We start from the raw sequence: 22,765 nt of genomic DNA on the forward strand, positions 1-22,765 counted from the left end.
TGTAGATCAGCAGTCTTAGACTTCATTGTTAGAATATAAAGACTAGTATTTAAAAATATTATTGAAGCAAACAATTCAAGGAGTATAGAGTTGAGAATAGATCCATCACTCTGTGTATTATGTAGGGGAAGGGGGCTTTGTGGATTAACTTATTGCCCAGTAATGGCGAGACTACGTGTTTCCCAAGTCCTCAAACCAATATCCTATTCTAGAGTAATAGAGGGCTCTACGCCTCCAGCCGTTTTTGTTGGCCGTACTGGATACCCATATGTACGTGCAGGTCCTTCAACACCGCCTTTAATTGGTGATACAACTATTTTTGACTATCCAGAGCTATGGAGAGAGCGGAGAATAGAGGAAATCCTTGAATACAGATGGTCTCTCGTAACGGGATTTAAAGTATTTGATGTTAGAAAACCAGATAATCGAATATTAGAAGAAGCTAGACTACTAGTCCTCAGCTCAAAACCAGTCGATGTACAAGTAGTCTTGGAGAAACCACCACGTCCCATAATTACTTTTAACGAACACGAACCACCTCAGGGCCCTAGATCCCCTCTTGAATCACTAAAAATACTTGGAAACCCCAGTATACCACACCCCCTTGAAAAAACATATTACGATTTCGACCTGTCTGCTTCAGAGGCTGTTTTATACCTCTATGAATCCAATATACCTGTTTCACACATACAGAAGGCCTTTAGCCTTGGATCATTTGGATTGAAAAACCAGCGTCGACTAGTACCTACAAGGTGGAGTATTACAGCTGTAGACTCGATTATTTCAAAGTCTCTTATAAAAGAAGTAAAAGAATACGAAGTAGTTGGTGAAATACAAGTATACGAGTATAGAGTACACGACAATCTATTCATTGCCATATTATACCCTGAAAAATGGAGTTATGAGTGGATGGAGGCTTGGTGGCCTGGTTCTACTTGGAACCCAATTGGTTTACAAGTGGTTGTCGAGGGTGATTATGAAGACTACCATGGAAGAACGACTTATCCAAGTATTGGTGGATGCTACTATGCAAGTATGCTTGCAACACTAGAACACCTTAAAAAACTGAGAAAACAAGCTACAGCTATTCTCCTCAGAGAAATCTATCCTGGATTCAATCTACCAATAGGTGTATGGTTTGTACGAGAATCATGTAGAGAAATGTATCGAAAAGGCCCAGTGCTAAAAACATTTAGTCTAAGAGAGGTGTGCGAATACCTTGATAAATCCACGAAACTTGGATGTACAAAGTGGTTTTCATCGTCGAGACTACTTAGAAGAATAACTAGTACTAGGAAAATAAGCGAGTTTTTCAAACGAGGATGAAGCAATTGATTACTCCACGAGGAGTAAAAATAAGATTTACAAGTGTAAAAACAGCACTGTCGAAAACCGGGCTACCCGAGCTCGACTATGCTTTAAACCCATACATAGGTTGCTACCATAGCTGTATATATTGCTATGCAAGACTATACACTAGAGACCGAGATGTCTCTGAGAAATGGGGAGAAGTAGTTGTAGTAAAAACAAACCTTCTATCTATTCTAGCACGAGAAGTACAGAAATATCCGCCGGGGATAGTGGGAATTGGGACAATTACAGACCCATATCAGCCAATTGAAGCAATATATAGGTTGACAAGGAGGAGTATCGAGCTCTTATTGAAAAAGAACTTTGCAACCAGTATTCAAACCAAAAACCCTCTTGTTCTACGAGACCTAGACTTGTTTAAAACACATAGAGAACAAGTAGACGTTGGATTAACAATAACTAGTTTAAACGAAGACATTAGACGCTTCATAGAACCCAAAACACCACCATACAATGCAAGAGTAGAAGCACTTAGAAAACTTAGTTTACACGGTGTGAAAACATGGATTTTCTATGGACCAGTAATACCGGGGTTAAACGATGACGAAGAAACCATTATTCAAATAGTAGAGTTAGCTAGAGAAACAAAGTCTACTCTCTACTACGACCCAATACACGTAAAACCATTTCTATTAAACCCCAACCACCAGTTATATAACTACATTACTGGGAAAACACGGGACTGGTGGATTAGGGTTTCAAAGAAGATATTAGACTACTGTATTGAACACCATGTCCACTGTAAACCAGGTTTTACAGGCAACTCTGTGAACAAAGTGTAAAACGTGTTTTTTACACTCTATTATATTCCTATTAAATAATGGTGCTTCTATCAATGGAGGTAATAGGCATTGATGAAACAATAATCGATAGAATTGCCAGAGTATTGAGAAACAATATACAAGAACTACCATCTCTAAACGTATTCGACGAGAGGTTTTATCCACCAAGAGACGTTGATTTAGAGACTGCTTTGAGGTATTTTATTGTAATGGTTGCAATGGATCATAGATTGAGTAGGCCTGGTAGAAAATATGAGGCATGTCTTGATGACGGGTGCTATAAGGGGGCAGACCTCTTATACCGGCTTGGAGCGAAATTACTAAATGAAAAACCAGTATTCTTCAACCCCGAGTATTTATCAAGTGTATCAATAGATGAGGTTAAACAAGTATTTTCAGCAGGAAATGCTTCACCACCAGACCCGGAGGTGAGAACGCTTCTTCTAAGAGACCTAGGGTTAAAACTAGTCAAGTTATACAATGCTAGTGTTTCAAATCTACTCAATACAGCGAAGAATAGAATACATGGATCTATTGTTGAACCAGGCCTCGCCGATCTACTCAGAGTATTCCGTGCATACGAAGACCCCGTAGAAAAGAAAACCATGCTATTAGTGAAATTCCTCGTGGCTCGAGGATACTTCAATCCAGTTGACGAACTAGATGTAGCAGTAGACAACCACTTGTCTAGAATAGCGTATAGAACTGGCCTTGTAGCCGTTTCTGGTTCCCTATGGAGTAAAATCAAAGAAGGAGTTGAAGTATCACTAGAAGAAGACGTATTGTTAAGATTTACTATTCGCCGCGCTTATAGACTAATTTCTCAGAAGTCAGGTGTTAACGCTAGATATGTAGACGATTACTTCTGGATAATGGGGAGAACTATTTGTCTAAGAGACGATAAACCACTATGCGATAAATGCTTCTTTAAGGGATTCTGTAGAGCTAGAAAAAACAATGCATTCATGGTTTCTGAACACGTATTTTACAATACATGGTATTACTAGGTGAACAATATGTCTCAGCAGTCAAGAAGCCTCAGAGAAATACTTGGATTAAGTAGACTCGAAAGACTAGTAGTAGAGTATTTTATAAAATACATCAGTGCTGGTGAAATAATAGCTGTACTAGACTTGAAAGAAGAAGTTAAAAAGAGGCTTTCAATGGGTGAAACAGACTTAGTTAGCGAAGCAGAAGACGCTGTAATCGTGAGAGAACTATATATAGCACTAGCATCACTAGTCAAAAAAGACTTTTTAGTCTACAATAATGGTGTATATAGGCTTTCAGACTGGATAATCCAGGAAATAAAGAGTAAACTAGGTAGTCTACAACCAGGTAAATCAAAACCACTTGAAAAAATATTAGAAAAGGGTTGATGAAATGGTATTTCTACGTGGAAAAATAGAAGAGAAATTCATTAGAGACAATGAAGTAGTGGTTGTTGGATTTATCGACTCCTCTATTGTAATAGGCGAGAAACGCGTGGTGGTTATTGGTGGTGGTAGAATAGGTATTTTATCTGGTAATGAGTGTATCCTTGTATCTATGAAAACCCCGCTCCTAGTATCAAACATACATTGTGGGAGCATAATAGCTCTTGGTTTAAAAGAGCCCATTGTAGCTGGTGTTATAAGAACGGATAGACTATACACAAAGAAACTATATGTTAAAAAACTCATAGTTAATACTGCAACTCTAGGTGAGCAATGCATAATAGAGGAGCTGGAGAGTGCTCGTGAACTAATATTTACAGATCCACACATGTACATTAAGAAAATAGGGCGTGTTGAAAAAACGTTTTTCTCGTATAAAATAATGGACTAGTTTGATCTCAACCACTCTCTTCTTGTAAAACCATTAATCTAGTTTCAACTATTTTCTCGCGGAGTAGCATTAGAGACTCGTATATTTGGTATAGTATTCCTGGTTGAACATTGTCTCCTGGTTTAACTCTCCCTAAAAAACTCTCTATTTTATCTATGAGTGTAATTGCCTCGTCTAGTTTATCTAGTACTTCGTTTTTCTTCTGCAATTTTTACACCATCTTCAAACGACTTGTATAATAGTTTCTTGTTTAACTCTAGTACTCTTCCCCTAAATGTCTCCTCTAGGGCTTTTACAACGTTTTCTAGTCCAATTAGATTTCTCAACTCCTCGTTTACTCCGAGTGAGAAGCCTAGTAGAGCTATATTAGCTGATATTATTGAGCCTGTTATTTCACTGCTTACTTTGTTTGCATCGTATATGTATAATTCGGGTATTTTTTCTCGTAGAGCTGTTATAATGGTTTCTCTAGATGGGTATTTTGCGAGTGGTGGTGGCCATATAAAGTCGTTTGTTACCAGGATACTGTTTTTATTCAAGTATTGGGTGTATCTCGCTGCTTCTAATAGCTCCATGGAGATCATTAGGTCGGCTCCTCCTATTGGTATAAGTGGGCTTGGTTCTTCGCCTATTCTAACATATACTATGACGCTTCCTCCTCTCTGGCTCATACCGTGTACTTCGGCTACTGCAACATCTAAACCAGCATGTATTGCTGATTCTCCAAGTATACTGCCAAGTGTTAGTAGTCCTTGACCTCCAACTCCTACAATAGCTATATTGTATACCCGCTTCATAGTTCCACCCAGATCTTCTCGTAATCAGGGCTTGGAGTATTTGCAATCTCTATTGCTTTATATGGACATATAGATGCACATAGTCCACATCCAACACAGAGCTCGCCTAGTATTCTAGGTTTTTTCGCACCGGGTTCTACCATGATTGCCGGACATGCAGTTAGATTAATACACGCCATGCAACCAGTACACTTGTCTTGTATTATTGTATATACTGGTAGAACAATCTTGGCTCTTCTCGCAATTCTAGCTACTTCTAGTGCACACTTCATTCGTGAAACAATAGCTATTTTCACTCCTTTCCTGTATTCCTCGAAAGCCTTGGCAACTATTTCAATTGATTCTTTAACTCTCATTGGATTGATCACATATACTTTGTATCCAACTGCTTCGAGTACTTTCTCGGGCAGTATTCGAGTCGTTTGTTTTCCAGTAGCTGAGACCCCTGTACCAGGGTGTGGTTGGTGGCCGGTCATTGCTGTAGTCATATTGTCTAATACTACTACTACAATATTTGAATCATTGTAGACAGCGTTTATTGCTGGTGGTATTCCGGCATGGAAGAAAGTAGAGTCTCCAATAACCGCTATTACCGGGTTGGAGACGACCTTGGCTAGTCCACTGGCGACTCCTATACTTCCACCCATTTCGAAACAAGTAGACTGTGTCTCGAATGGTTTTTGGAAGCCCAGTGTATAGCAACCAATATCTCCAGTGTAAACCGGGGTCTTCAACCCTGCTTTTGTAGCTGCTATTTTGAGTATGTAGAATGTCTCTCTGTGCGGGCATCCAGCACATAGAACAGGTGGTCTTGGTGGTATTGGAGGATCTGTTCTTACTTGTTCCACACTACTCCATATTTTCTCCGAGGTTGTCTCTAGACCTAGAAACTTAGATACGGCATTGTATATTGTTTCTAGGTTTAACTCGTAGTTTACTGGGACGAGTTCTTTGCCTATAATGCGTCCTTTGAAGCCACTAGTCAACGCTATGTCTTTAACTTGCATTTCTACTATGGGGTCTAATTCCTCTACGACTAATACCTCGCTGGAGTATTCTAATACTTGTTTTACTGGTTTTAGTGGTAGTGGAACTGGGAGATTGACTTTTACCAGTGTGACTTTATCTCTATATCCCAATATGTCTAGTGCTTCTCTAACATAAGAATACGCTATACCACCTGCTATAATTGCTTTCTCTATGCCTGGATTGAATATTGTTACTAGTGGTTCTCTACCCTCGTTTTCCCTTATTGCACTCCAAGTTTTCATTAATTCTAGTTTTCTTCTTCTAGCATTGCCCGGTACTAATACCCATCTACTAGTGTCGAATTTGAATTGTCCTTTGCAGTTTCTCTGTGTTGGAATATCGTCTTCTAGGAGGATTGGCATTCTCGTGTGGCTTATTCTAGTTGTAGTTCTCAATATTACTGGTATTTTATACTGTGTACTTAGTTCGAAAGCTAGTTTTGTGAATTTATATGCTTCTCGAGCGTTTGAAGGTTCTATTACTGGTAGGTGTGCGAGTAGACCATACCACCTGTTGTCTTGTTCGTTTTGACTACTATGCATTGATGGATCATCGGCTGATACAACTACAAACCCGTTTTCTACTCCAGCATAAGCTGAACTCATTAGTATATCTGCTGCTACATTTAATCCAACATGCTTCATTGACGTTATACTCCTTAATCCACTAATAGCAGCTGCATATGCTACCTCGAAAGCTGTTTTCTCGTTTACACTCCACTCAACATATACTCCACACTGTTCTCCTACTTCAGCAAGAGCCTCCATTATTTCTGTTGATGGTGTTCCAGGATAAGCGGTTGCAACACATATTCCAGCTTCAAGCGCTGCTCTAGCTATCGCCTCGTTGCCTAAAAGCAACACCTTGCTTCCTTTAGGCTTTAACAACGGGTTTTCAGACACAGCGACACCAAGATTTTTAAACCCTCCGGGGATATTAAAGGAGACTGGTTTATTCGTGGATTTCTAAATGAGTATTAATATATAGTGCGGTGGGACAGCATAAAGATAAAGTTTATAAGCTAGCCCACTCAAAATATATAAGTGGGTGTTGATTATGCCAGAGAAAAAGAAAGTTGTATACGAAGACAAAGACGTAGTGGTAGAAATAGCCCCAAGAGACCCAGAACTACCAGTATTAGTCTACAACTATATAAAGAAGAAGGGGAGACCAGTATTCTTCCAGGAAATAGTTAAAGAGTTTAGTGGAATAGTTGGAGAAGACAGAGTTAGAAGAGCTGTCAGCCACCTACTAGCACTAAAGAAAATAGTTGAATTCCCAGATGGAAGCCTTGGAACACCAGACATGGAGTGGAAGCCAACCGGTACAAAGAGGAGACGTAGAAAGAGAGTTGCTAGATTAATGGATTTCGGTCCAATAGAGCTACCAGTAGCCTAGATCAATCTTTTTCATTTTTTATTATTCTCCTACTTCTGCTTCCTCCTTGACTTCTCAGCCCATGGTGAAGGCTTGTAGTTTATACACTTATCTATTTTGAGTAAAACTCCATATCTCGTTACTGCTTCACAAATAAACTCGTCTGGTATAATTGCCTGTGCTCCACTCGTAGTAACAACTACGTATGCTTTTCCTACTCTACCCTTTATTTCTGCTTCTTCAGCTATAAAGTCGAGGAATATGGGTAGTCTAGTTGTATTAATAAATGTTCTCTGCCACTTCACTCCGTATTCATCTTCAAATACCTCGCCTAGTCTTCTATTGTCTTGGCAAACACCCATTTTATCACATTCTATTATAGTTATATCTCTTTCTAGTGCGCGCTGAGCTATTTCACTTATTCTATCTTGAATAACCGCTGTATCTTCTTGTTTCACTTTAACTTCTTCTTTTTTAACTACTTCTCTCTCTACAGTAGTTGTAGGAGTAGTGGATTGCTGTTGAGGGGTTTGCTGTTGCATGCTGGTTGTAGAATTGGATTGTTTTCTCTGGTGTATTCTAGCTAGTAGTTCATCGATATCTATGAAAACATCTTCTCTACTTTCACGTTGTTCGCTTGCTTCAACTCTTCTACTCTCAGTACTACTACTCGGCGTGGACTTCTGGCTTTTAGTCTTTACGAAGTCTGTTAGTTTCTTCTGTTTTTTCTGCACGTTGAAAACCCTTTACTCCACTCATAGTATACATTGAGAGGGCTTTAATGCTTAATGCAATAGTGGTTTCTACACGTGGTATTAAATTAGTAAAGATATAAAAGCTCTCTAACACTGGTATAAATGTGATTGGAGGGCCCGTAGCTCAGCCTGGTAGAGCGGCGGGCTCTTAACCCGTAGGTCCCGGGTTCAAATCCCGGCGGGCCCGCAACCCCTTCTTCCCGTCTACTCTTAGGGATTAAGAAATGCTGAGACCGGTGAGTAGAGAGCTAGCTGGGATTAAACTAGTTGTTGGAACTCCATTTCTCTACATTGAAGAATCTGCGAGTCTCGTTATGTCTGATCTCCATCTTGGCTTTGAAGAAGCTGCCTCAATGGGTTTACACTACTCTCTTAGAAAAACAAGTGGATTTTACGCCGTGTTCCTACCGAGAATACAGTTAAAAAGAGTTATCGAGTTGCTTGGAGGCGTCCTTGGAAAACTCGTTGTTAAACGAGTTGTAGTTAATGGTGATTTAAAACACGCATTTGACAGGTTGTTGAAGCAAGAGCGTGAAGAAGTAGTAAGACTAGTCAACTACTTGAGAGAGATGGGAGTAGATGAAGTAATGGTTGTACGTGGAAACCACGACAACTTCATTAAGCCCGTTCTGAGAAAACTACGTGTTGAATTTGTAAATTCCCTGGTTACAACTAGTAGTGGGAAAAGAGTGCTTGTTACCCACGGCCATGAAGACGTTGATTACGGCGAATACGACGTAGTAGTCATCGGCCACGAACACCCTAGTATAAGGTGTTTTGATGTATATCGCTTTCCCTGCATACTCAAAATACCATTAGAAAACAATAAAACACTCATAGTTATGCCTGCAACCGGCCCCTACCACCCTGGAGTAACTGTTACTCCAAACCCAGTAGACTATTTATCGCCCTTGATTAGAAAGCTGACTACACTAAAAGACATGTCTATTATCACCTGGATAGACCTCGGAGAAATATCTCCCAGTAGTGTAGAATACTTTGAATCTTTTAATCTAGGTGGAGATGCAATTGTTGAAAAACACGTCGTGGGGAGTAGAGAGTATGCTGTTATAGAGTTTAGAAACTACGAGGTGGCTAGATTGGTGTGTGAGGTGTAAACGATTCAGCCAATCGACCCATCATCAACAATTCAGTCTATGTCGGCTTCATCAACAACTGAAGATATTAATTTACATCCATATAAGGTTTCACCAGTGATTTAGACAACAACTATATATCCACGAATGTGTAGTTTAGTAAATATAGTGGTGTTGCTTCAATGCTAGATACTCTTCGAGAAGTGTTTAATCATAGAAGACGTGTAGTTGTTCTACTCCTATTTATACCGCTCGCTGTATCAATATACATACACGCCCCGGGTATTAAACTCCCGGTTGATAACTTTGGGTTTAAATATACTGATATAATCCACGGTGTTTTCAACAACATCTATACTAAACCAGAGCGCTGGTTTAATAGTAGACTCTACTCTGATTTCAAAAATGGTTTGTATAAGTGTCCAATACCCTACATAGACTACAAGTTTGAATATCCACCTTTAATTGGAGTGTTATGGTATTTATCGACTTGTACTGGGTTTACAGTAACTAGTGATTTAGAATCTGCTAGTGTAGTCCACTACTATTTCCAGTCAGCAATTATAAGTGTATTCTATATCTTACTGGTTATAACACTATACTCTCTAATTGCACAATACGACCGCGACTGGATTAGACTAGTAATACTACTCCTCCCCTCTTGGTTTATCTACACAGTGTATAATTGGGATGTAGTTGCAGTTTCACTCGCTCTACTCGGAGTTTTATTTGCAAATAAGAAAAAGAGTTTTCTAGCTGGTGTCTTTCACGGTCTTTCAGTATCGTCTAAACTGTTAACTCTGGGGATTGTCTACTACTACGGAGTAAAATACCTACTCGTAGAGAGGGAAAAGAGATTATTTAGAAAATATGTTTTTGGATTTTTAATTACGGGTTTAATACCATTTATTACAATGTATCTACTGTCTCCAACGGGCTTCACTGCCTTTATCAACCACCACTTGTCTTGGTATTGCGAGAACTGTATATACCTCCCGTTAATTAGAGATATATGGTCTGACCTCCATAGAAGACTCTACTTTGCAATAGCCGCTACGTTTGCAATCGCGTTTCCACTACTAATTCCCCCATGGAGATCTATGAAAACCGAGACAGAGTGGAAGTATTTATTCGCCGCTATAACAACACTAGTATTGTTTAACCATGTGTTTTCACCGCAAATGATTCTCTTAATATCGCCTTTCGCCGCTCTAGCATTAAACCCTGGAGTTTACCTAGTATATGGATTATGCGACACAGCTAATGCGCTAATTATACTGACGTTCTTCCAATACTCGAAACCACAAGAGTTTGGCTCTATTCCGCAATACATGGCTACTATGAGAAATCTCATTCTACTCATACTCTTCTTCTATATTGTTGGTTCAATAGTTAAAGAAAGAGTTGAAAACACCTCTGTGGGTGCAGATCATGGCGTGGATTAAGAGTAGAGAATCAAAGATCAATTTAATTCTAGCAACCATTATAGTTATAGCATCACTAATTGTACTCACGTATTCAGCACTAGAACTAGCAGAGACTGAGCGAGAGAGGGGTGGTAGAGGATATGTTACAGACGAGGTCTGGTATGTGTCAGCAGCGAGAAATATACTTATTAGAGTATTTGGTGGTGAACCGAGACAAGATCCTGGTAGATATGGTGCAACAATTCTCTTTCAATCTAGTGTTGATGTTGCAAGGGCTAGATCAATAGCTAGTAGTTTAAATCTCAGTATTAAAACCGATTACAGCAAGATCAACGCTGTATACGTTGAGGGCAAGAGGGAAAACGTATTTGAATTCGCCTATAGAATGAATATTACACAGAGAGTAGTAGATATCGTCCCCGGTTGGCAACTACCAGACAGCGAGGTTATACATACATACATAAACCATGAACACCCACCACTCGCTAAATACCTAATCGCTCTATCAATGATTATCTTTGGAGATAGTCCCTTCTATTGGAGAATACCAGTTGTAATAATAGGAGCTGTAACAACACTATTTGTGTTCCTAGTATTATTGGAATTATCAAATAATAGAATACTCGCATTTCTAGGAACTCTACTATTCCTATTCGACTCTATGACTCGGGCTATATTTAGTATTGCAATACTCGACGGCTTTGTCGCGGCTTTTACAGTTATCTCTCTATACTATGCATTAAAGAGTAGGTATAAACAAGCACTAGTAGTAGCATTAGTGGGTGGATTATTCAAGGCAACAGGGTTGTTTGCAGCAATCCCCTCGGTACTACTTCTAGCTAGAAATATAACTAAGAGGTCCAGGGGGGATCTCGGTGAATTCCTATATAACACGGTATACTTTGGCTTGCTGGGAATTGTTTTATACGTGTCACTATTAACTATTGTTTCACTACCAATAATACACTATATGGGTGTCTCCAACTGGATAAACAATGCACTCTTAGGTAGTGTTTCATGGCATTTAAGTGCTAAGTGTACTGATCCAGCTAGGTGTGCAAGATGGTCTGATCCATGGGAGTGGTTTCTAGGATATCATAGCTTCCCACTATACGTATTCCCCAATGGTAGAACGCTATACGCAGAGGGCTTCTATCCACTATGGTTTGCATCCCTTGTACTCGGATTAATATCTCTACCACTAGTATACATTAAGAGAAACTATGGAAAAACACTCCTATACCTACTTGGAGTATTCTCGGGCTATATTATTATATGGATACTTGGAAGTAGAACACAATACAGCTTCTACGCTATACAACTAACACCACTAGTATACATTAATCTAGCATACCTAATCTACACGTTTGGAGAAACCCGCAATCTCAACACATTTATCCTCAAATCATGGTTTGACATAACAGTAAAAACCAAGAAAATACTTGAATTCCTCATACTTTCATAAAACAGCCCTGTATTCCCAGAAAAAATCATATTTTTGGTAGATACGAGGTGTCTATATCTCCAGGATCATAGTCTTTCAAACCACTATTTAGGTATTCTTGGTATCCAGCGAGGTCTAGTAGTCCGTGACCACTCATATTGAATAATATTATCTTTTTCTCATTTTTTCTTTTCGCATCTAGAGCTATATCTATAACGGCTTTTACAGCATGGGCTGATTCAGGTGCTGGTACAATACCTTCTACTCTAGCAAATATTTCTGCTGCTCTAAACACCTCTGTTTGATTATATGCTATTGGCTCTACGAGCTTGTTTTTAATCAATACTCCGAGCGTTGGAGCTACTCCGTGATATCTCAATCCACCAGCATGGATTGGTGGAGGTGTATATCTATGTCCCACAGTGTACATTTTGAGGAGGGGTGTTAAACCAGCTGTATCTCCATAATCATATGTATAAATGCCCTTCGTCATAGATGGAATAGCTTTTGGTTCTACAGCGATAAACTTTAATTCCCTCTTTTTGTTCCTCGCAATGGCTTCGTAGTAGAATGGATATGCTAGTCCCGCAAAATTACTTCCACCACCTACACATCCAACTATATAGTCGGGTAGATCTTCGCCCACATATTCGAGTTGTTTAATGGCTTCTAAACCTATAATTGTTTGGTGTAGTAGTACATGGTTTAAAACAGAGCCTAGACTATATTTCGTACCGGGGTTTGTTAAAGCGTCTTCAATTGCCTCGCTAATAGCTATGCCCAGTGATCCAGGATGGCTGGGGTTTTCTTCTAGGATCTTTCTGCCTGTATTTGTAAGAGTGCTTGGACTTGGAACGACTTCTGCACCGTAGACTTGCATAAGTGTTCTTCTATAGGGTTTTTGCTCGTAGCTCGCTCTCACCATGTATACCCTTATCTTCAAATTAAATAATGCTCCGGCGAGTGCTAGAGCAGAACCCCATTGTCCTGCTCCTGTTTCAGTAACTAGTCTTTCAACTCCACTTATTTTATTGTAGTATGCCTGCGCGATCGCTGTATTGACTTTGTGTGACCCTGCCGGCAATATTCCTTCGTATTTAAAATATATCTTTGCAGGTGTATCAAGGTGTTTTTCTAGTCTTCTAGCTCTAATTAACGGTGTTGGTCTTCCCAGTTCAACATAAAGTTCTCTGAGCTCGCTAGGTATATCTATAAATCTACTATTAGAGAATTCTTGTTCAACGAGTTGTTTGGGAAATATAGCTAACAGGTCACTTGGTTTTACAATAGAGCCATCTGGTTTCAACATTGGAGGAAGGGGTTCTGGGAGATCTGGGAGTATATTGTACCATGATTTAGGTAGTAGCTCGGGTGTTTGAATAGATCTTATTTTATTTAACTCCATTGGTACATGGTTTCACCAAGATATTTTGAATAACTAGCCGAGTTTAAAAATCTTTGTTTTTATAAAATAGTATTTACATTGTAGATCTTGGAATTGTCTTCTATATGGGTTATATAAGCAATTAATAACTATGTATATATCAAGGGTGGTTGAATTGTCGAATATAACTATTGGTGAATTAATATCAGAGGTTTTATCTACTCCTAGTGTGAGCATGGTAGTTGTTATACAGTTTCTTCTCGGAGTAGCACTCGGATATATTGCAACCAAGATCTTCAAGTATGTATTAGCTATGATTGGAATACTGGTTTTGGGCTCACTGCTCTCTATATGGTCTATTGAAGGATTATCAAAAGAAACCCTCGGTAAACTAGGTGCTACAATAGAGACAATTAAAAACATAGTGATATCATTTACAGCTCTACTAGTAGGTCCAATAGCTACAGGATTTATTTTAGGAGTAGTTATTGGCTTAATACGAAAGTGAAAGATAGAGGAATACTCTAATACACGTTATTTTCGTTTGAGGAAAGAAAAGTAGATATTTCAATTAATTGAAACGATCTGAAACAATTAGAAACAAAAACCTCGTTGTTTCAACGATTGTTCCATTACATCCCTTATTTTAAACAACCCCCTTATTTTACAAATAGGTGTAAAAAATGAAAGCGGCAAGTATAACACTAGCTCTATTAATAACAATAATGTTAATTACACCAATAATTGCCGTGTATTCAAAGTATTTAATTAAACACATAGTTATTTAGTGTTTAATATTAGTATTTAATAGGTGGTAGACTTGGAGATTGGTAAGTATAGATTAAAACCTGGTCTCGCCGTGTTATTCATGCTTACTCTACTAGTATTACACAGTTCTCTTGTTATAACTGAGTTATTTGAGTATAAAGAAACAAGGTCTCTCATTGTATACGCTCCAGCTGTATCCAGTGGGGGTGGAGGAGTATTAACTAAGATTCAACTAGTCGTGGCTTATCCAGGTAGTGGAAGACTCTTCTTCTCATCTCTTCCATACTCCGAAGTTGAAACTCAGGGTGCTGCACGTGTTGCAGCATTTATAGCATCTATAATAGCTGGAGTAGACTATGAAGAATACGACTACTACGTCTTAATAGAATCAAGTGTTCCATTAATTGGAGGGCCGAGTGCTGGTGGATTAATAACGGTTGGATTTACAGCACTATTATTGAATACAACTATACTCCCCAATATAACAATGACTGGTATGATAAACCCCGATGGAACTATTGGACCTGTAGGTGGATTGAAAGAAAAACTCGAAGCAGCTACCTCAGCTGGATTCAAAGTATTCTTAATTCCAAGTGGTCAGAGGATTTATTCCTATCCAGTCTACGTCGAAGAGAGAAGAGGGCCTCTTGTAATTGGAAGAGTAAGATATGAAAGTATAGACTTAGTAGAATATGGAAAAACACTTAATGTATCTGTATATGAAGTATCAAATATTCTTGAAGCACTAGAATACTTTACTGGTTTAAAATTCAATATTCAAACTACTATGCATAGTGAAATAGAAAATACTAGTGAATTAATAGTTTTAGCAAGAGAATATATTGGTAAAACCAGGGAAGTTGTAGAAAATGCTACAATTCTAACTCGTAGTCTTGGATTATACGGTATGCAATTCCAAAACTATCTTAGAAACGTAAATAGCTCACTAGACAACTTGGAAGAACTAGTTGGATCACACCCCGTGTACACTGTAAGCAAGGCTATTGAATTATACACCTATTCCCTTAAACTCTACTGGCTTCTACGTGTTGGAAGTGGAGAAAACATTAATAGAATACTAGGAGATGTAAATAAAACCCTTGAAGAATACATTGAAAAATATGAGAGAGTGGAGTGTTCTCTCCAGGATAGTTTTATTCAATTCTATGTATACATGGCGTGGTTAAACTATTTAAAAGCAGTTAATTCCACTGATACAACCACTATTATAGACTATGTAGGAGACAGTATTGCTTACCTAGAATATATACGACTAGTAGGGTCTATTACAGGGAGTGATATAGTATTCAATTGTACTCAAACTACGTATACAGAGATCTACTCACACATATTAGCAGTGTATACATATGGAAATAGAATACTAGAAGAAACAAGTACAAGTAGTTATATTGAAGACCATGTCTCAGATTATATTGAAGTATTGAATTATGCATATTTGAATAGTAAACCAGCTGTAATAGTAGCTAGTATATTTACACTAGCAGGTGTTTCACTAGAAATACACCAAGCAATTAATGATTTAAATCAACTTCTAGAAAAACTAGTTCCACTAGAAGCTTTCTATTCCAGTAATTTAAATACAAACAGTGGAGTATTATCCTTCTATACAAGGTTGTATAGAGAAGCCATTGACATAGGAGATAATAGTACAGCGGTTAAAACACTTCTAGTTGTTATAGGAACACTGGAATTACTGAGAACACTATGTATTCAAAAATCCATTGTGTTTGAGATAGTAGAAGTAAAAAGCCAAGAAACCACATCTACCACTACAGTTATTAATACACCAACTCCATTTAATAACACATCGAGTCTCGATAAGGAATACTCTTGGATTCTACCAATTATACAACTAGCACTTATTATAAGCGTCTTCATTATTATCATATATATCTTGAGAGAACACGTAGTGAGTAAATCGGGAACTTAGTTTTAAAAGGTGTTAACATAAATACCTCCAATTAGATAAGTAGTATCCATGGTGGTGTATTAGTGTGGTTGTTTTATGATCCATTTACAGTTATTTCACTATTCATTGCATACATATTGGGTTTTATAGTACTCATGATTACAGCTAGTATTATAGCACCTAGAGTTGCAAGGAAGTTTGCAGGTAGATTTACTCTTCAAACTTCAATGTTGATTATTGGCTTACTAGTAGTGATTTCTGGTCTTGCTGGAGTTGGATTAACAGCATACTTAATTGGAGGATTGCTTGGTGGAGAAGTCACGTCGGGATTTATTGCGTCAATATTGATCTTCGTGCTCATAATGAACATTATATCATATCTAATCTCGCCGGTTACAATAAACTTAATGTATAATGCAAAGCCAAGTCCCCAGCTACAAGAAATAGTAAACAGTGTTGCAATGAGACTAGGATTTACAAGGCCTCCAAAAGCAATGATAGTCCATGGCCCACCAAACGCCTTCGCATATGGAAACATATTGTTTGGTAGATATGTAGCAGTCTCCAATACACTCCTCGAATTAATGAGTAGAGAAGAACTGGAAGCCGTTATAGGCCACGAGCTGGGACACCACAAACACAGAGACAACGCTGTAATGTTGTTTATGGGGTTGATTCCAAGCGTACTATACTTCCTCGGTGTTACATTGATTAGACTCGGGTTTATTAGTGGGTATGCTAGAACAGTTTATTCAGATAGAAGGAGAGAGGGAAATGGTGGATTTATACTAGTCCTCGCGGGTATAATAGCCGTCATAGCGAGTTTCATTGTACAAGTCCTTGTACTCGCATTTAGTAGACTGAGAGAATACTATGCCGATACCAGTGGAGCACAAGCAGCTGGAAGAAGAGCAATGCAGAGAGCACTAGCTAGACTCCACCTCTACTATAATAGTGTAGATATAGCTAGAGAAGCAATAGCTAACAGTAAGCTAAAAGCACTCTTTATATACGCATTTACAGAAGCATACGCTAACCCATTCTATCGTAGATACCCCTCTGGAATCAACTTTAGAGACATAGATATAGATGAAATCGTTGAAAAACTAAAGAGAGTAGAAGTAAACGATATAAACGAGTTCTTTTCAACACACCCAGCAATACCAAAGAGAATAAGATTCCTCGACATGCCAACCAGCTAGTTTTTCACACGTGAAAAAACATTGTTGAAAATGAATTATGTATTAATGACTTACCAGCCTATAGATTTATAAACCCTTTATATAAGAGTTTAAATTGCTTTTTAAAGGGGTGGAAGCGAAATGGTTGCTGGATTGCCGCGTCCAACTTTTAGAATAGAGAATATTGTTGCAACTGTTATCCTAGATCAAGACATAGATATTGACGCACTCGAAGCAGAACTACCCAATCACGTATATAAACCAGAACAGTTTCCAGGAATTATATTCCGCCTCGACAAGCCAAGGGCTACAGCGCTTATATTTAGATCTGGTAAAATGGTTGTAACTGGGACAAAGAGCATTAGTCAATTAATAGAGGCAGTTAAGAGAATTATTAGAACAATAGATAGAATACTGAGTAAATACGGTTCTGGGGTACATGGAAAACCACGCGTTCAAGTACAAAACATTGTTGCAGGTGGAGACCTACACGCATATGTAAACCTGGAGAAAGCAGCATACTACCTAGAAGACTGTATGTATGAACCAGAACAATTCCCCGGATTAATACATAGAATGCGGGATCCACGCGTAGTCCTATTAATCTTTAGTAGTGGAAAAATGGTTATAACTGGTGCAAAAGAAGAAGCAGAAGTTGAACTAGCAGTAAATAGAATAGCCGAGAAACTCTATAAAACAGGTTGCATCGTGGGACCCAGAGAAGAAGAGGAAGAACTAGAATAGCATGCTCTAGTTTCAAACTGGTAAATACACACTTCTTTTTAAACACTATGTTTTTACCGATTTGTACTATTCTTCCACTAATCAATCATACAATTAAATCAACCCGGAATCTACAATCCTCACTGATAACTCCTTGAAATCCAGTGAACTGGTAAGATATAATACTCTATAAGAAGTATTCTTTTTATTGATGATGAAGCGGGCAGCCACTTTGACCACAACTGGGAATGAAGATCTCAATGCTCAATCTGACAAGTTGTTTGCTCCTGGATTAGTGATTATACTAGACCTGGATAGATTTGGAGAGTATGTTGAAGAAAAAGGATTGGATCCATACAAACCTAACTTGATTACTGGTGAACTAACTAATCTCGTCGAAGAGTTTGTTAGAAAACACCGTGGAGTAGTGGTTTATGGATTAGATAGAGAGAGGGGCACTGAAGAAGTAGTCGTTGAAATACCTTATCCTATAGATATAGATAGTATTGTAAGAGACCTCGAAGAAATCAGGAAGAAGATTTCTTCTCTCGGTGTTACATTGTCTGGTGTAGTATTATACGACTACGTCACGGGCCGTCCAGCTCGGGATAGACGAGAAGCATACTATGGTACTCCTGCCCGTAGAAGAGCAGTTAAATTATTAAAGAGTATTAAGAGAAAAGGCGGGGATAAAATAATAGTTGTCTACTAGAGGTGTTCTCCGTGTATAAGTGGATTATACCAGGGAAGCTGGCACAGTCTCCTCTACCAAGACCCAGTGATGTAGAGAAAATAGCGGGTTTATTCGACGCGGTAGTAGTTTTAACAATGCCTAGTGAACACCACCCACTATATATTGATAAACTAGTTGAACACGGCTTGAAAGTACTACATATTCCAACGCCGGACTTCCACCCAGTAGAACTACTAGACCTACTAAATGCAAGTGTATTTATAGATGAAGTATTGAGTAAGGGTGGCCGGGTACTAGTACACTGCTATGGTGGTATAGGACGGAGCGGTCAGGTGACAACCAGCTACCTCTTATACACTGGGCTGGACTTGTATAGAGCAATATCTACTGTGAGGAGTATTATACCTAGCGCAGTAGAGAACAAGTGGCAGTTCCAGCTACTAGAAGACTTTGAAACACTATTAAACCACGTAGATAAACCCCTCTTAGTAAAATACATTAAAACAATGAGAGAAATACAATCACTCGACCCTGTAGCATATAGACATGCCTCAAAAGTCCTGCAGTTTACAATTGAATTAAATAGTGTCATCAATAGAGAAGACGTAGATTTAAAAAACGAGTTGTTAAAAGCCCTACTACACATCCACAGAGTAGAAACAAGAAACATTGTTTTAAACTACATTGAAATCCAAGAACCCAGCTACAAAGAGCTACTCGTAGAACTAGCACACGTCCTAGATAGCAGATTTGATTCAAGAGTTGTGGTATTGTATACCAGGGTGATCGACGAACCAGAAGTAACACTATTGTGTAGAGATAACTGCGAAGACATATCAATAGAGTTCAAGAATAAACTAGTAGAGTTAACTAGTATAAAATCCACTGTGAGCGTAGATTGGGGCCTCTATTTAGATTACATCTAGTAATAACACTTTAAGTTAAAGAATTAAATGTATAAATTTATTAACCTAATTTTTGAAAGATATTAAAGGTAGGACGGCATGACGAATTCAAGACGTTTAGGTCTCGTAATTCTATTATTTACAGTAAACTAACATCTATGATTATACTCGCCTATATCAATTTGTCTATGTCGCCCAACAAACCAGCAGTAAGTATCGCGACCGAGACAACGACTGTAACTGCAATTATATCAACGAATAAGACAAATACTTATAGGATAGTGACGCAGGCTGTAAAAAGAGAGGATGTTGAAAACGGTATTAGATTGATACCAATAATTTTCTATACTTCCCACGTAGATGAAATCACACGTGTCAGAATACTTGTGTGGAGACTTAGAAATGAGAGCGGAGAATTCGTCATTAACCTTGATGAATTTTATAAAGAGCCGAGCATTGTAATAACACTCAATAAGAATGGTCTAGACTTACTCAAAGACGGAATACTATTGTCTCGTGATCGCTCAGTTTTCCTAGAGATAGTGTTTGAAATCTACTATAGTAATGGATGCGTAGAAGAAGTGAGAGCTCGCGGATTCGGCGGCCTCGATAATGCTTCATTATAGGATTACGGAGAAACCAAGTAATTCTAAACCTTTTTATACTCATTTATACTACATACCGGTTCCTTAAATAGCCCTAGAGTGAGAGTATTGACTATGAGATTCTAGACAATTCTAGAGTATGCTTATAGCGAGATATAAGAGTATGGGTGTAGCAAATACATAGAGGAGTAAGAGAATACTTGATTCTTTTAAACTAGATGCTAATTGTTTCTTGATAGCATCAATACCGCTACCCATGAGTTTTAACTCTAATCGCGTAGTGTATAGAAACGCGTTTTGTATCCACTCCTCTCTACTCAACTCGAAGCTCGCTTTCTCGATGTCTCCGAGTAGTTGGCTACTCTCGTGGACTGGGATATAGGTTATTCTAGCCCTCGTACCAGTCTCTGTGTGTTCATCGTTTGTTAATACCTCGTAGTAATCCACACCTAGAGGTCTAAGCTTCTCGATCAACATGTCTCTTAATCCTGGTTTCGCGTTGTTACCCCTCATGTATAGGATGCAAACACTCTCTCTACCCCCTCCTTTCATACAGAGAATACAACATTCTCCCTCCACGAGGCCTGGAGCACTCGACTTGAAACACTTGTATTTGTATTGTATGGGTGTTGGAGGCTTCTTTTTATACTCGGCTATTGTATCTACTACTTCGTCTAGTAGTTGCTTCAACTCCAATATGTCTTTTTCTTCGAATTCTCTCTCGAGCTCCCAGTTGTGTGTATCTATTAATACCAGGTCTCCAAGACCCCTCTCTCTAGTTTTCAATTCGTATTCTACTTGGAGATTGTATGGTAGGTCGTCTATGCCTTTACCCGGCCTGCTAATTAATACTAGTGATAGCTTGTCGAATACTATTGTCAACGCCTCCCATGAAGCATGTGTTTTCTTGAATGCTCCATGGTAGTATATGGGTGTTCTAGAATTGCTTGTAATAGATTCTACTATTTCATCTAGAAACAACTCTACGTGTCTAGATGAAGCAATATTTCGATCGTGTGAGCCGAGTCCATGTAGTGCTAGTATGTATCTATAACCTAGTTTCTTCAGGGTTTCACTTAGTTGTATTGGTAGTCTACTACTACCTATATTTGAAAACGGCCCGTAGTGGACATCAGTATAGATTAATAATAGCTCTTTAAACTCCATGATTCTTGGATAAACGTATTGTATTTCACCTAGTTCATCAAATGCTTTTTCAATACTTGTTTTTCTATCAAGCCAGTTTTGAAGAAACATTGTGCCCAGGTCTGGTAGTGGATATCCATTGATTTTCCTCCTAGCCATAAATGCATAGATAGCCATGTCTATAAATGCTAGTGTTAAAACAACTATAGTTCCTACTAGTAGTTTCAAATAATTATAGTAGCCGAGTATCCAGGATGATAAAAGGGTTAGTAGTGGTGGAGCAACTGCAACTATATACCGGGGTCTACTAGTACCATCCAATCCTAGTATTACGACAACAAGCATTGTAGTAGACGAGATTATGGGTATCCATGGATCTCTAGTTAAAACCGTGTAGACTGCAGTATATACTAGTATTGCTAGTGCTAAACCTATCCTCCTCTTTGCTTTATAGAATACAGTTGAGTTGTTGACTAGAGAGTATGCGTATAGTACTAGGTGGACGAACACGGTGTTTAATATGAGTGGTATTGCTCTACTACCCATAAACAATACAACTAATACACCTATTGCCAGTAGTATTGCTGTGAGTACCTGCCACTTGGGGAGACTGAATAACACTGTGTAATAACGGCTGACCACTGTGCGTGGTTTATAAACGTCCACCTTAAGCACCGTTGTTTAAACCGTGTCTACACCTGTATCCACTATAATAATATTAGTGTTTTAAAATAACAAAGGGTTACGTGAGATCTCCACATGCACAAAACGCTTCATGTAACAGTACGTGTAGTTTCTCCATGTCTTCCTCGTTTACTGCTGAAACCATAACGGGCCTCAGAGGCCCCCTTGTCTTCTCTGCTATCTGGATTAAATCGGGTATTATCTCTGCTGCAAACCCTTCACTACCTACCTCGCTTGTTAGTGCCGACGGGTTTTCTATGAGTAGTTTGAGTAGTCGTGGATTAACAGCTATATCGCTCTTGTTTATAACGGGGACTGATATCAACCCTGTTTTTACCTGTATTAATACATATAGAAACCACAGGAATACAGCATCACTTACTCTTGCAACAGCAGATGCATCTATAACATAGGCTACAACTGTATTACCTAGTTTTCTCAGTGAATCAAGAAAAACACTGCTTGAAGGCCTGAATAGAAATGCCTCCATTTGTCCAGGTGTGTCGACGAGTACTAAATCCCATTTATCCGGGTTGGAAAAAGGTGGTTGACTAAATACCTCGTCTAGCTTCTCGGCTATCAACTCTGATGCTTTAATAAATGCGCCGTTTGGTCCCAGCCCATACTTCTCCATTATATCTCTAAGTGTAAAGTAGTTTCTAATATCGAATACTGGTTTATACTTTACTTCTTCCGCGCCTGGGTCTAGGTTTACAGGTGCTACTCTTAATATTAGGTTTTTACGGGCCCATGAGGAGTAAGAAGCTACAAGCGTGCTCTTGCCGGATCCAGCTGGCCCGACGAATACCACAAATACTGCTGGCATAGTAGACACCCGT

Annotated in this window: 23 protein-coding genes and 1 tRNA gene; 17 read left to right on the forward strand and 7 right to left on the reverse strand. The window is 38.7% G+C overall.

The features are described from left to right. The first annotated feature begins 90 nt into the window (after positions 1 to 90). From ACZ5YP_RS01730 to ACZ5YP_RS01750, 5 genes are read left to right on the forward strand one after another with little or no spacing between them, the layout of a single operon-like run. On the forward strand, positions 91 to 1,326 hold the full coding sequence (locus ACZ5YP_RS01730; protein ID WP_464835536.1) for an Nre family DNA repair protein: 1,236 nt from the start codon (positions 91 to 93) through the stop codon (positions 1,324 to 1,326). Positions 1,327 to 1,331: 5 nt separating this feature from the next. Continuing rightward, positions 1,332 to 2,153 carry an SPL family radical SAM protein gene (locus ACZ5YP_RS01735; RefSeq protein WP_464835537.1) on the forward strand — a complete coding sequence of 274 codons (822 nt, stop codon included), beginning with the start codon at positions 1,332 to 1,334 and terminating at the stop codon, positions 2,151 to 2,153. 53 nt (positions 2,154 to 2,206) lie between these two features. Next, positions 2,207 to 3,160: an iron-sulfur cluster loop gene (locus tag ACZ5YP_RS01740; RefSeq protein WP_464835538.1), complete on the forward strand. Its 954-nt coding sequence runs from the start codon at positions 2,207 to 2,209 to the stop codon at positions 3,158 to 3,160. Positions 3,161 to 3,169: 9 nt separating this feature from the next. Next, positions 3,170 to 3,532 (forward strand): PolB1-binding protein PBP2 family protein, encoded by a 363-nt coding sequence (locus ACZ5YP_RS01745; RefSeq protein WP_464835539.1) that lies wholly within the window; start codon positions 3,170 to 3,172, stop codon positions 3,530 to 3,532. Positions 3,533 to 3,536: 4 nt separating this feature from the next. Then, positions 3,537 to 3,980 (forward strand): hypothetical protein, encoded by a 444-nt coding sequence (locus ACZ5YP_RS01750; protein WP_464835540.1) that lies wholly within the window; start codon positions 3,537 to 3,539, stop codon positions 3,978 to 3,980. A gap of 7 nt (positions 3,981 to 3,987) precedes the next feature. Here the strand turns inward: ACZ5YP_RS01750 and ACZ5YP_RS01755 are convergent, their stop codons facing one another. Genes ACZ5YP_RS01755 through iorA form a run of 3 tightly spaced genes read right to left on the reverse strand, consistent with a single transcriptional unit; the run spans position 3,988 to position 6,708 of the window. After that, positions 3,988 to 4,188, reverse strand: a complete 201-nt coding sequence (locus ACZ5YP_RS01755) for a hypothetical protein (protein ID WP_464835541.1) — start codon at positions 4,186 to 4,188, stop codon at positions 3,988 to 3,990. Beyond that, positions 4,160 to 4,777: an indolepyruvate oxidoreductase subunit beta gene (locus ACZ5YP_RS01760; protein WP_464835542.1), complete on the reverse strand. Its 618-nt coding sequence runs from the start codon at positions 4,775 to 4,777 to the stop codon at positions 4,160 to 4,162. Before ACZ5YP_RS01760 ends, ACZ5YP_RS01755 begins: the two co-directional genes overlap by 29 nt. Further along, on the reverse strand, positions 4,774 to 6,708 hold the full coding sequence (gene iorA, locus ACZ5YP_RS01765; RefSeq protein ID WP_464835543.1) for an indolepyruvate ferredoxin oxidoreductase subunit alpha: 1,935 nt from the start codon (positions 6,706 to 6,708) through the stop codon (positions 4,774 to 4,776). The genes ACZ5YP_RS01760 and iorA overlap by 4 nt, the downstream gene beginning before the upstream one ends. A 154-nt stretch (positions 6,709 to 6,862) precedes the next feature. On the opposite strand from iorA, the gene ACZ5YP_RS01770 reads away from it, so the two are divergent. Beyond that, positions 6,863 to 7,204, forward strand: a complete 342-nt coding sequence (locus ACZ5YP_RS01770) for a hypothetical protein (protein WP_464835544.1) — start codon at positions 6,863 to 6,865, stop codon at positions 7,202 to 7,204. Between the two features lie 29 nt (positions 7,205 to 7,233). Here the strand turns inward: ACZ5YP_RS01770 and ACZ5YP_RS01775 are convergent, their stop codons facing one another. Next, positions 7,234 to 7,917: a hypothetical protein gene (locus ACZ5YP_RS01775; RefSeq protein WP_464835545.1), complete on the reverse strand. Its 684-nt coding sequence runs from the start codon at positions 7,915 to 7,917 to the stop codon at positions 7,234 to 7,236. 134 nt (positions 7,918 to 8,051) lie between these two features. Between ACZ5YP_RS01775 and ACZ5YP_RS01780 the strand changes: the two genes are divergently transcribed. The 4 genes from ACZ5YP_RS01780 to ACZ5YP_RS01795 all read left to right on the forward strand — a co-directional run bounded on the left by ACZ5YP_RS01780 (position 8,052) and on the right by ACZ5YP_RS01795 (position 11,927). After that, positions 8,052 to 8,125 (forward strand) — tRNA-Lys (locus tag ACZ5YP_RS01780). A 37-nt stretch (positions 8,126 to 8,162) separates the two neighbouring features. Beyond that, a complete protein-coding gene (locus tag ACZ5YP_RS01785) occupies positions 8,163 to 9,056 on the forward strand; it encodes a metallophosphoesterase (RefSeq protein WP_464835546.1) in 894 nt (297 codons plus the stop codon). 161 nt (positions 9,057 to 9,217) lie between these two features. Beyond that, positions 9,218 to 10,480 (forward strand): hypothetical protein, encoded by a 1,263-nt coding sequence (locus tag ACZ5YP_RS01790; RefSeq protein WP_464835547.1) that lies wholly within the window; start codon positions 9,218 to 9,220, stop codon positions 10,478 to 10,480. Next, positions 10,467 to 11,927, forward strand: coding sequence for a glycosyltransferase family 39 protein (locus tag ACZ5YP_RS01795; protein WP_464835548.1), 1,461 nt, complete (start codon positions 10,467 to 10,469; stop codon positions 11,925 to 11,927). The genes ACZ5YP_RS01790 and ACZ5YP_RS01795 overlap by 14 nt, the downstream gene beginning before the upstream one ends. 25 nt (positions 11,928 to 11,952) lie before the next feature. Here the strand turns inward: ACZ5YP_RS01795 and ACZ5YP_RS01800 are convergent, their stop codons facing one another. Further along, positions 11,953 to 13,311: a TrpB-like pyridoxal phosphate-dependent enzyme gene (locus tag ACZ5YP_RS01800; protein ID WP_464835549.1), complete on the reverse strand. Its 1,359-nt coding sequence runs from the start codon at positions 13,309 to 13,311 to the stop codon at positions 11,953 to 11,955. Positions 13,312 to 13,465: 154 nt separating this feature from the next. Between ACZ5YP_RS01800 and ACZ5YP_RS01805 the strand changes: the two genes are divergently transcribed. The 7 genes from ACZ5YP_RS01805 (at position 13,466) to ACZ5YP_RS01835 (ending at position 20,117) form a co-directional block, all read left to right on the forward strand. Next, the gene (locus ACZ5YP_RS01805; protein ID WP_464835550.1) at positions 13,466 to 13,798 is read left to right on the forward strand and encodes a hypothetical protein; all 333 of its coding nucleotides are present in this window, start codon (positions 13,466 to 13,468) and stop codon (positions 13,796 to 13,798) included. Between the two features lie 312 nt (positions 13,799 to 14,110). After that, positions 14,111 to 16,009, forward strand: a complete 1,899-nt coding sequence (locus ACZ5YP_RS01810; protein WP_464835551.1) for a S16 family serine protease — start codon at positions 14,111 to 14,113, stop codon at positions 16,007 to 16,009. A gap of 62 nt (positions 16,010 to 16,071) precedes the next feature. Then, positions 16,072 to 17,190 carry a zinc metalloprotease HtpX gene (locus ACZ5YP_RS01815; RefSeq protein ID WP_464835552.1) on the forward strand — a complete coding sequence of 373 codons (1,119 nt, stop codon included), beginning with the start codon at positions 16,072 to 16,074 and terminating at the stop codon, positions 17,188 to 17,190. Positions 17,191 to 17,310: 120 nt separating this feature from the next. Beyond that, positions 17,311 to 17,913 (forward strand): TATA-box-binding protein, encoded by a 603-nt coding sequence (locus tag ACZ5YP_RS01820; protein WP_464835553.1) that lies wholly within the window; start codon positions 17,311 to 17,313, stop codon positions 17,911 to 17,913. Positions 17,914 to 18,124: 211 nt separating this feature from the next. Continuing rightward, positions 18,125 to 18,604 carry a hypothetical protein gene (locus ACZ5YP_RS01825; RefSeq protein WP_464835554.1) on the forward strand — a complete coding sequence of 160 codons (480 nt, stop codon included), beginning with the start codon at positions 18,125 to 18,127 and terminating at the stop codon, positions 18,602 to 18,604. Positions 18,605 to 18,615: 11 nt separating this feature from the next. Then, a complete protein-coding gene (locus ACZ5YP_RS01830; protein WP_464835555.1) occupies positions 18,616 to 19,512 on the forward strand; it encodes a protein-tyrosine phosphatase family protein in 897 nt (298 codons plus the stop codon). Between the two features lie 167 nt (positions 19,513 to 19,679). Then, a complete protein-coding gene (locus tag ACZ5YP_RS01835; protein WP_464835556.1) occupies positions 19,680 to 20,117 on the forward strand; it encodes a hypothetical protein in 438 nt (145 codons plus the stop codon). A 111-nt stretch (positions 20,118 to 20,228) separates the two neighbouring features. Here ACZ5YP_RS01835 and ACZ5YP_RS01840 read toward each other — a convergent pair whose 3' ends face one another. Further along, positions 20,229 to 21,908: a DUF2070 family protein gene (locus ACZ5YP_RS01840; protein ID WP_464835557.1), complete on the reverse strand. Its 1,680-nt coding sequence runs from the start codon at positions 21,906 to 21,908 to the stop codon at positions 20,229 to 20,231. A gap of 76 nt (positions 21,909 to 21,984) precedes the next feature. Beyond that, complete coding sequence (locus ACZ5YP_RS01845; RefSeq protein WP_464835558.1) at positions 21,985 to 22,752, reverse strand: ATP/GTP-binding protein; 768 nt, start codon at positions 22,750 to 22,752, stop codon at positions 21,985 to 21,987. Positions 22,753 to 22,765 lie beyond the last annotated feature (13 nt).

It is taken from the genome of Sulfophobococcus zilligii (assembly GCF_055398255.1).

Excerpts from the sequence above, each read along its gene's own strand:
- ACZ5YP_RS01740 (WP_464835538.1), top strand. The coding sequence starts at position 2,207 with ATGGAGGTAATAGGCATTGATGAAACAATAATCGATAGAATTGCCAGA.
- ACZ5YP_RS01745 (WP_464835539.1), top strand. The coding sequence starts at position 3,170 with ATGTCTCAGCAGTCAAGAAGCCTCAGAGAAATACTTGGATTAAGTAGA.
- ACZ5YP_RS01750 (WP_464835540.1), top strand. The coding sequence starts at position 3,537 with ATGGTATTTCTACGTGGAAAAATAGAAGAGAAATTCATTAGAGACAAT.
- ACZ5YP_RS01760 (WP_464835542.1), bottom strand. The coding sequence starts at position 4,777 with ATGAAGCGGGTATACAATATAGCTATTGTAGGAGTTGGAGGTCAAGGA.
- ACZ5YP_RS01770 (WP_464835544.1), top strand. The coding sequence starts at position 6,863 with ATGCCAGAGAAAAAGAAAGTTGTATACGAAGACAAAGACGTAGTGGTA.
- ACZ5YP_RS01785 (WP_464835546.1), top strand. The coding sequence starts at position 8,163 with ATGCTGAGACCGGTGAGTAGAGAGCTAGCTGGGATTAAACTAGTTGTT.
- ACZ5YP_RS01790 (WP_464835547.1), top strand. The coding sequence starts at position 9,218 with ATGCTAGATACTCTTCGAGAAGTGTTTAATCATAGAAGACGTGTAGTT.
- ACZ5YP_RS01795 (WP_464835548.1), top strand. The coding sequence starts at position 10,467 with ATGGCGTGGATTAAGAGTAGAGAATCAAAGATCAATTTAATTCTAGCA.
- ACZ5YP_RS01800 (WP_464835549.1), bottom strand. The coding sequence starts at position 13,311 with ATGGAGTTAAATAAAATAAGATCTATTCAAACACCCGAGCTACTACCT.
- ACZ5YP_RS01820 (WP_464835553.1), top strand. The coding sequence starts at position 17,311 with ATGGTTGCTGGATTGCCGCGTCCAACTTTTAGAATAGAGAATATTGTT.
- ACZ5YP_RS01835 (WP_464835556.1), top strand. The coding sequence starts at position 19,680 with ATGTCGCCCAACAAACCAGCAGTAAGTATCGCGACCGAGACAACGACT.
- ACZ5YP_RS01845 (WP_464835558.1), bottom strand. The coding sequence starts at position 22,752 with ATGCCAGCAGTATTTGTGGTATTCGTCGGGCCAGCTGGATCCGGCAAG.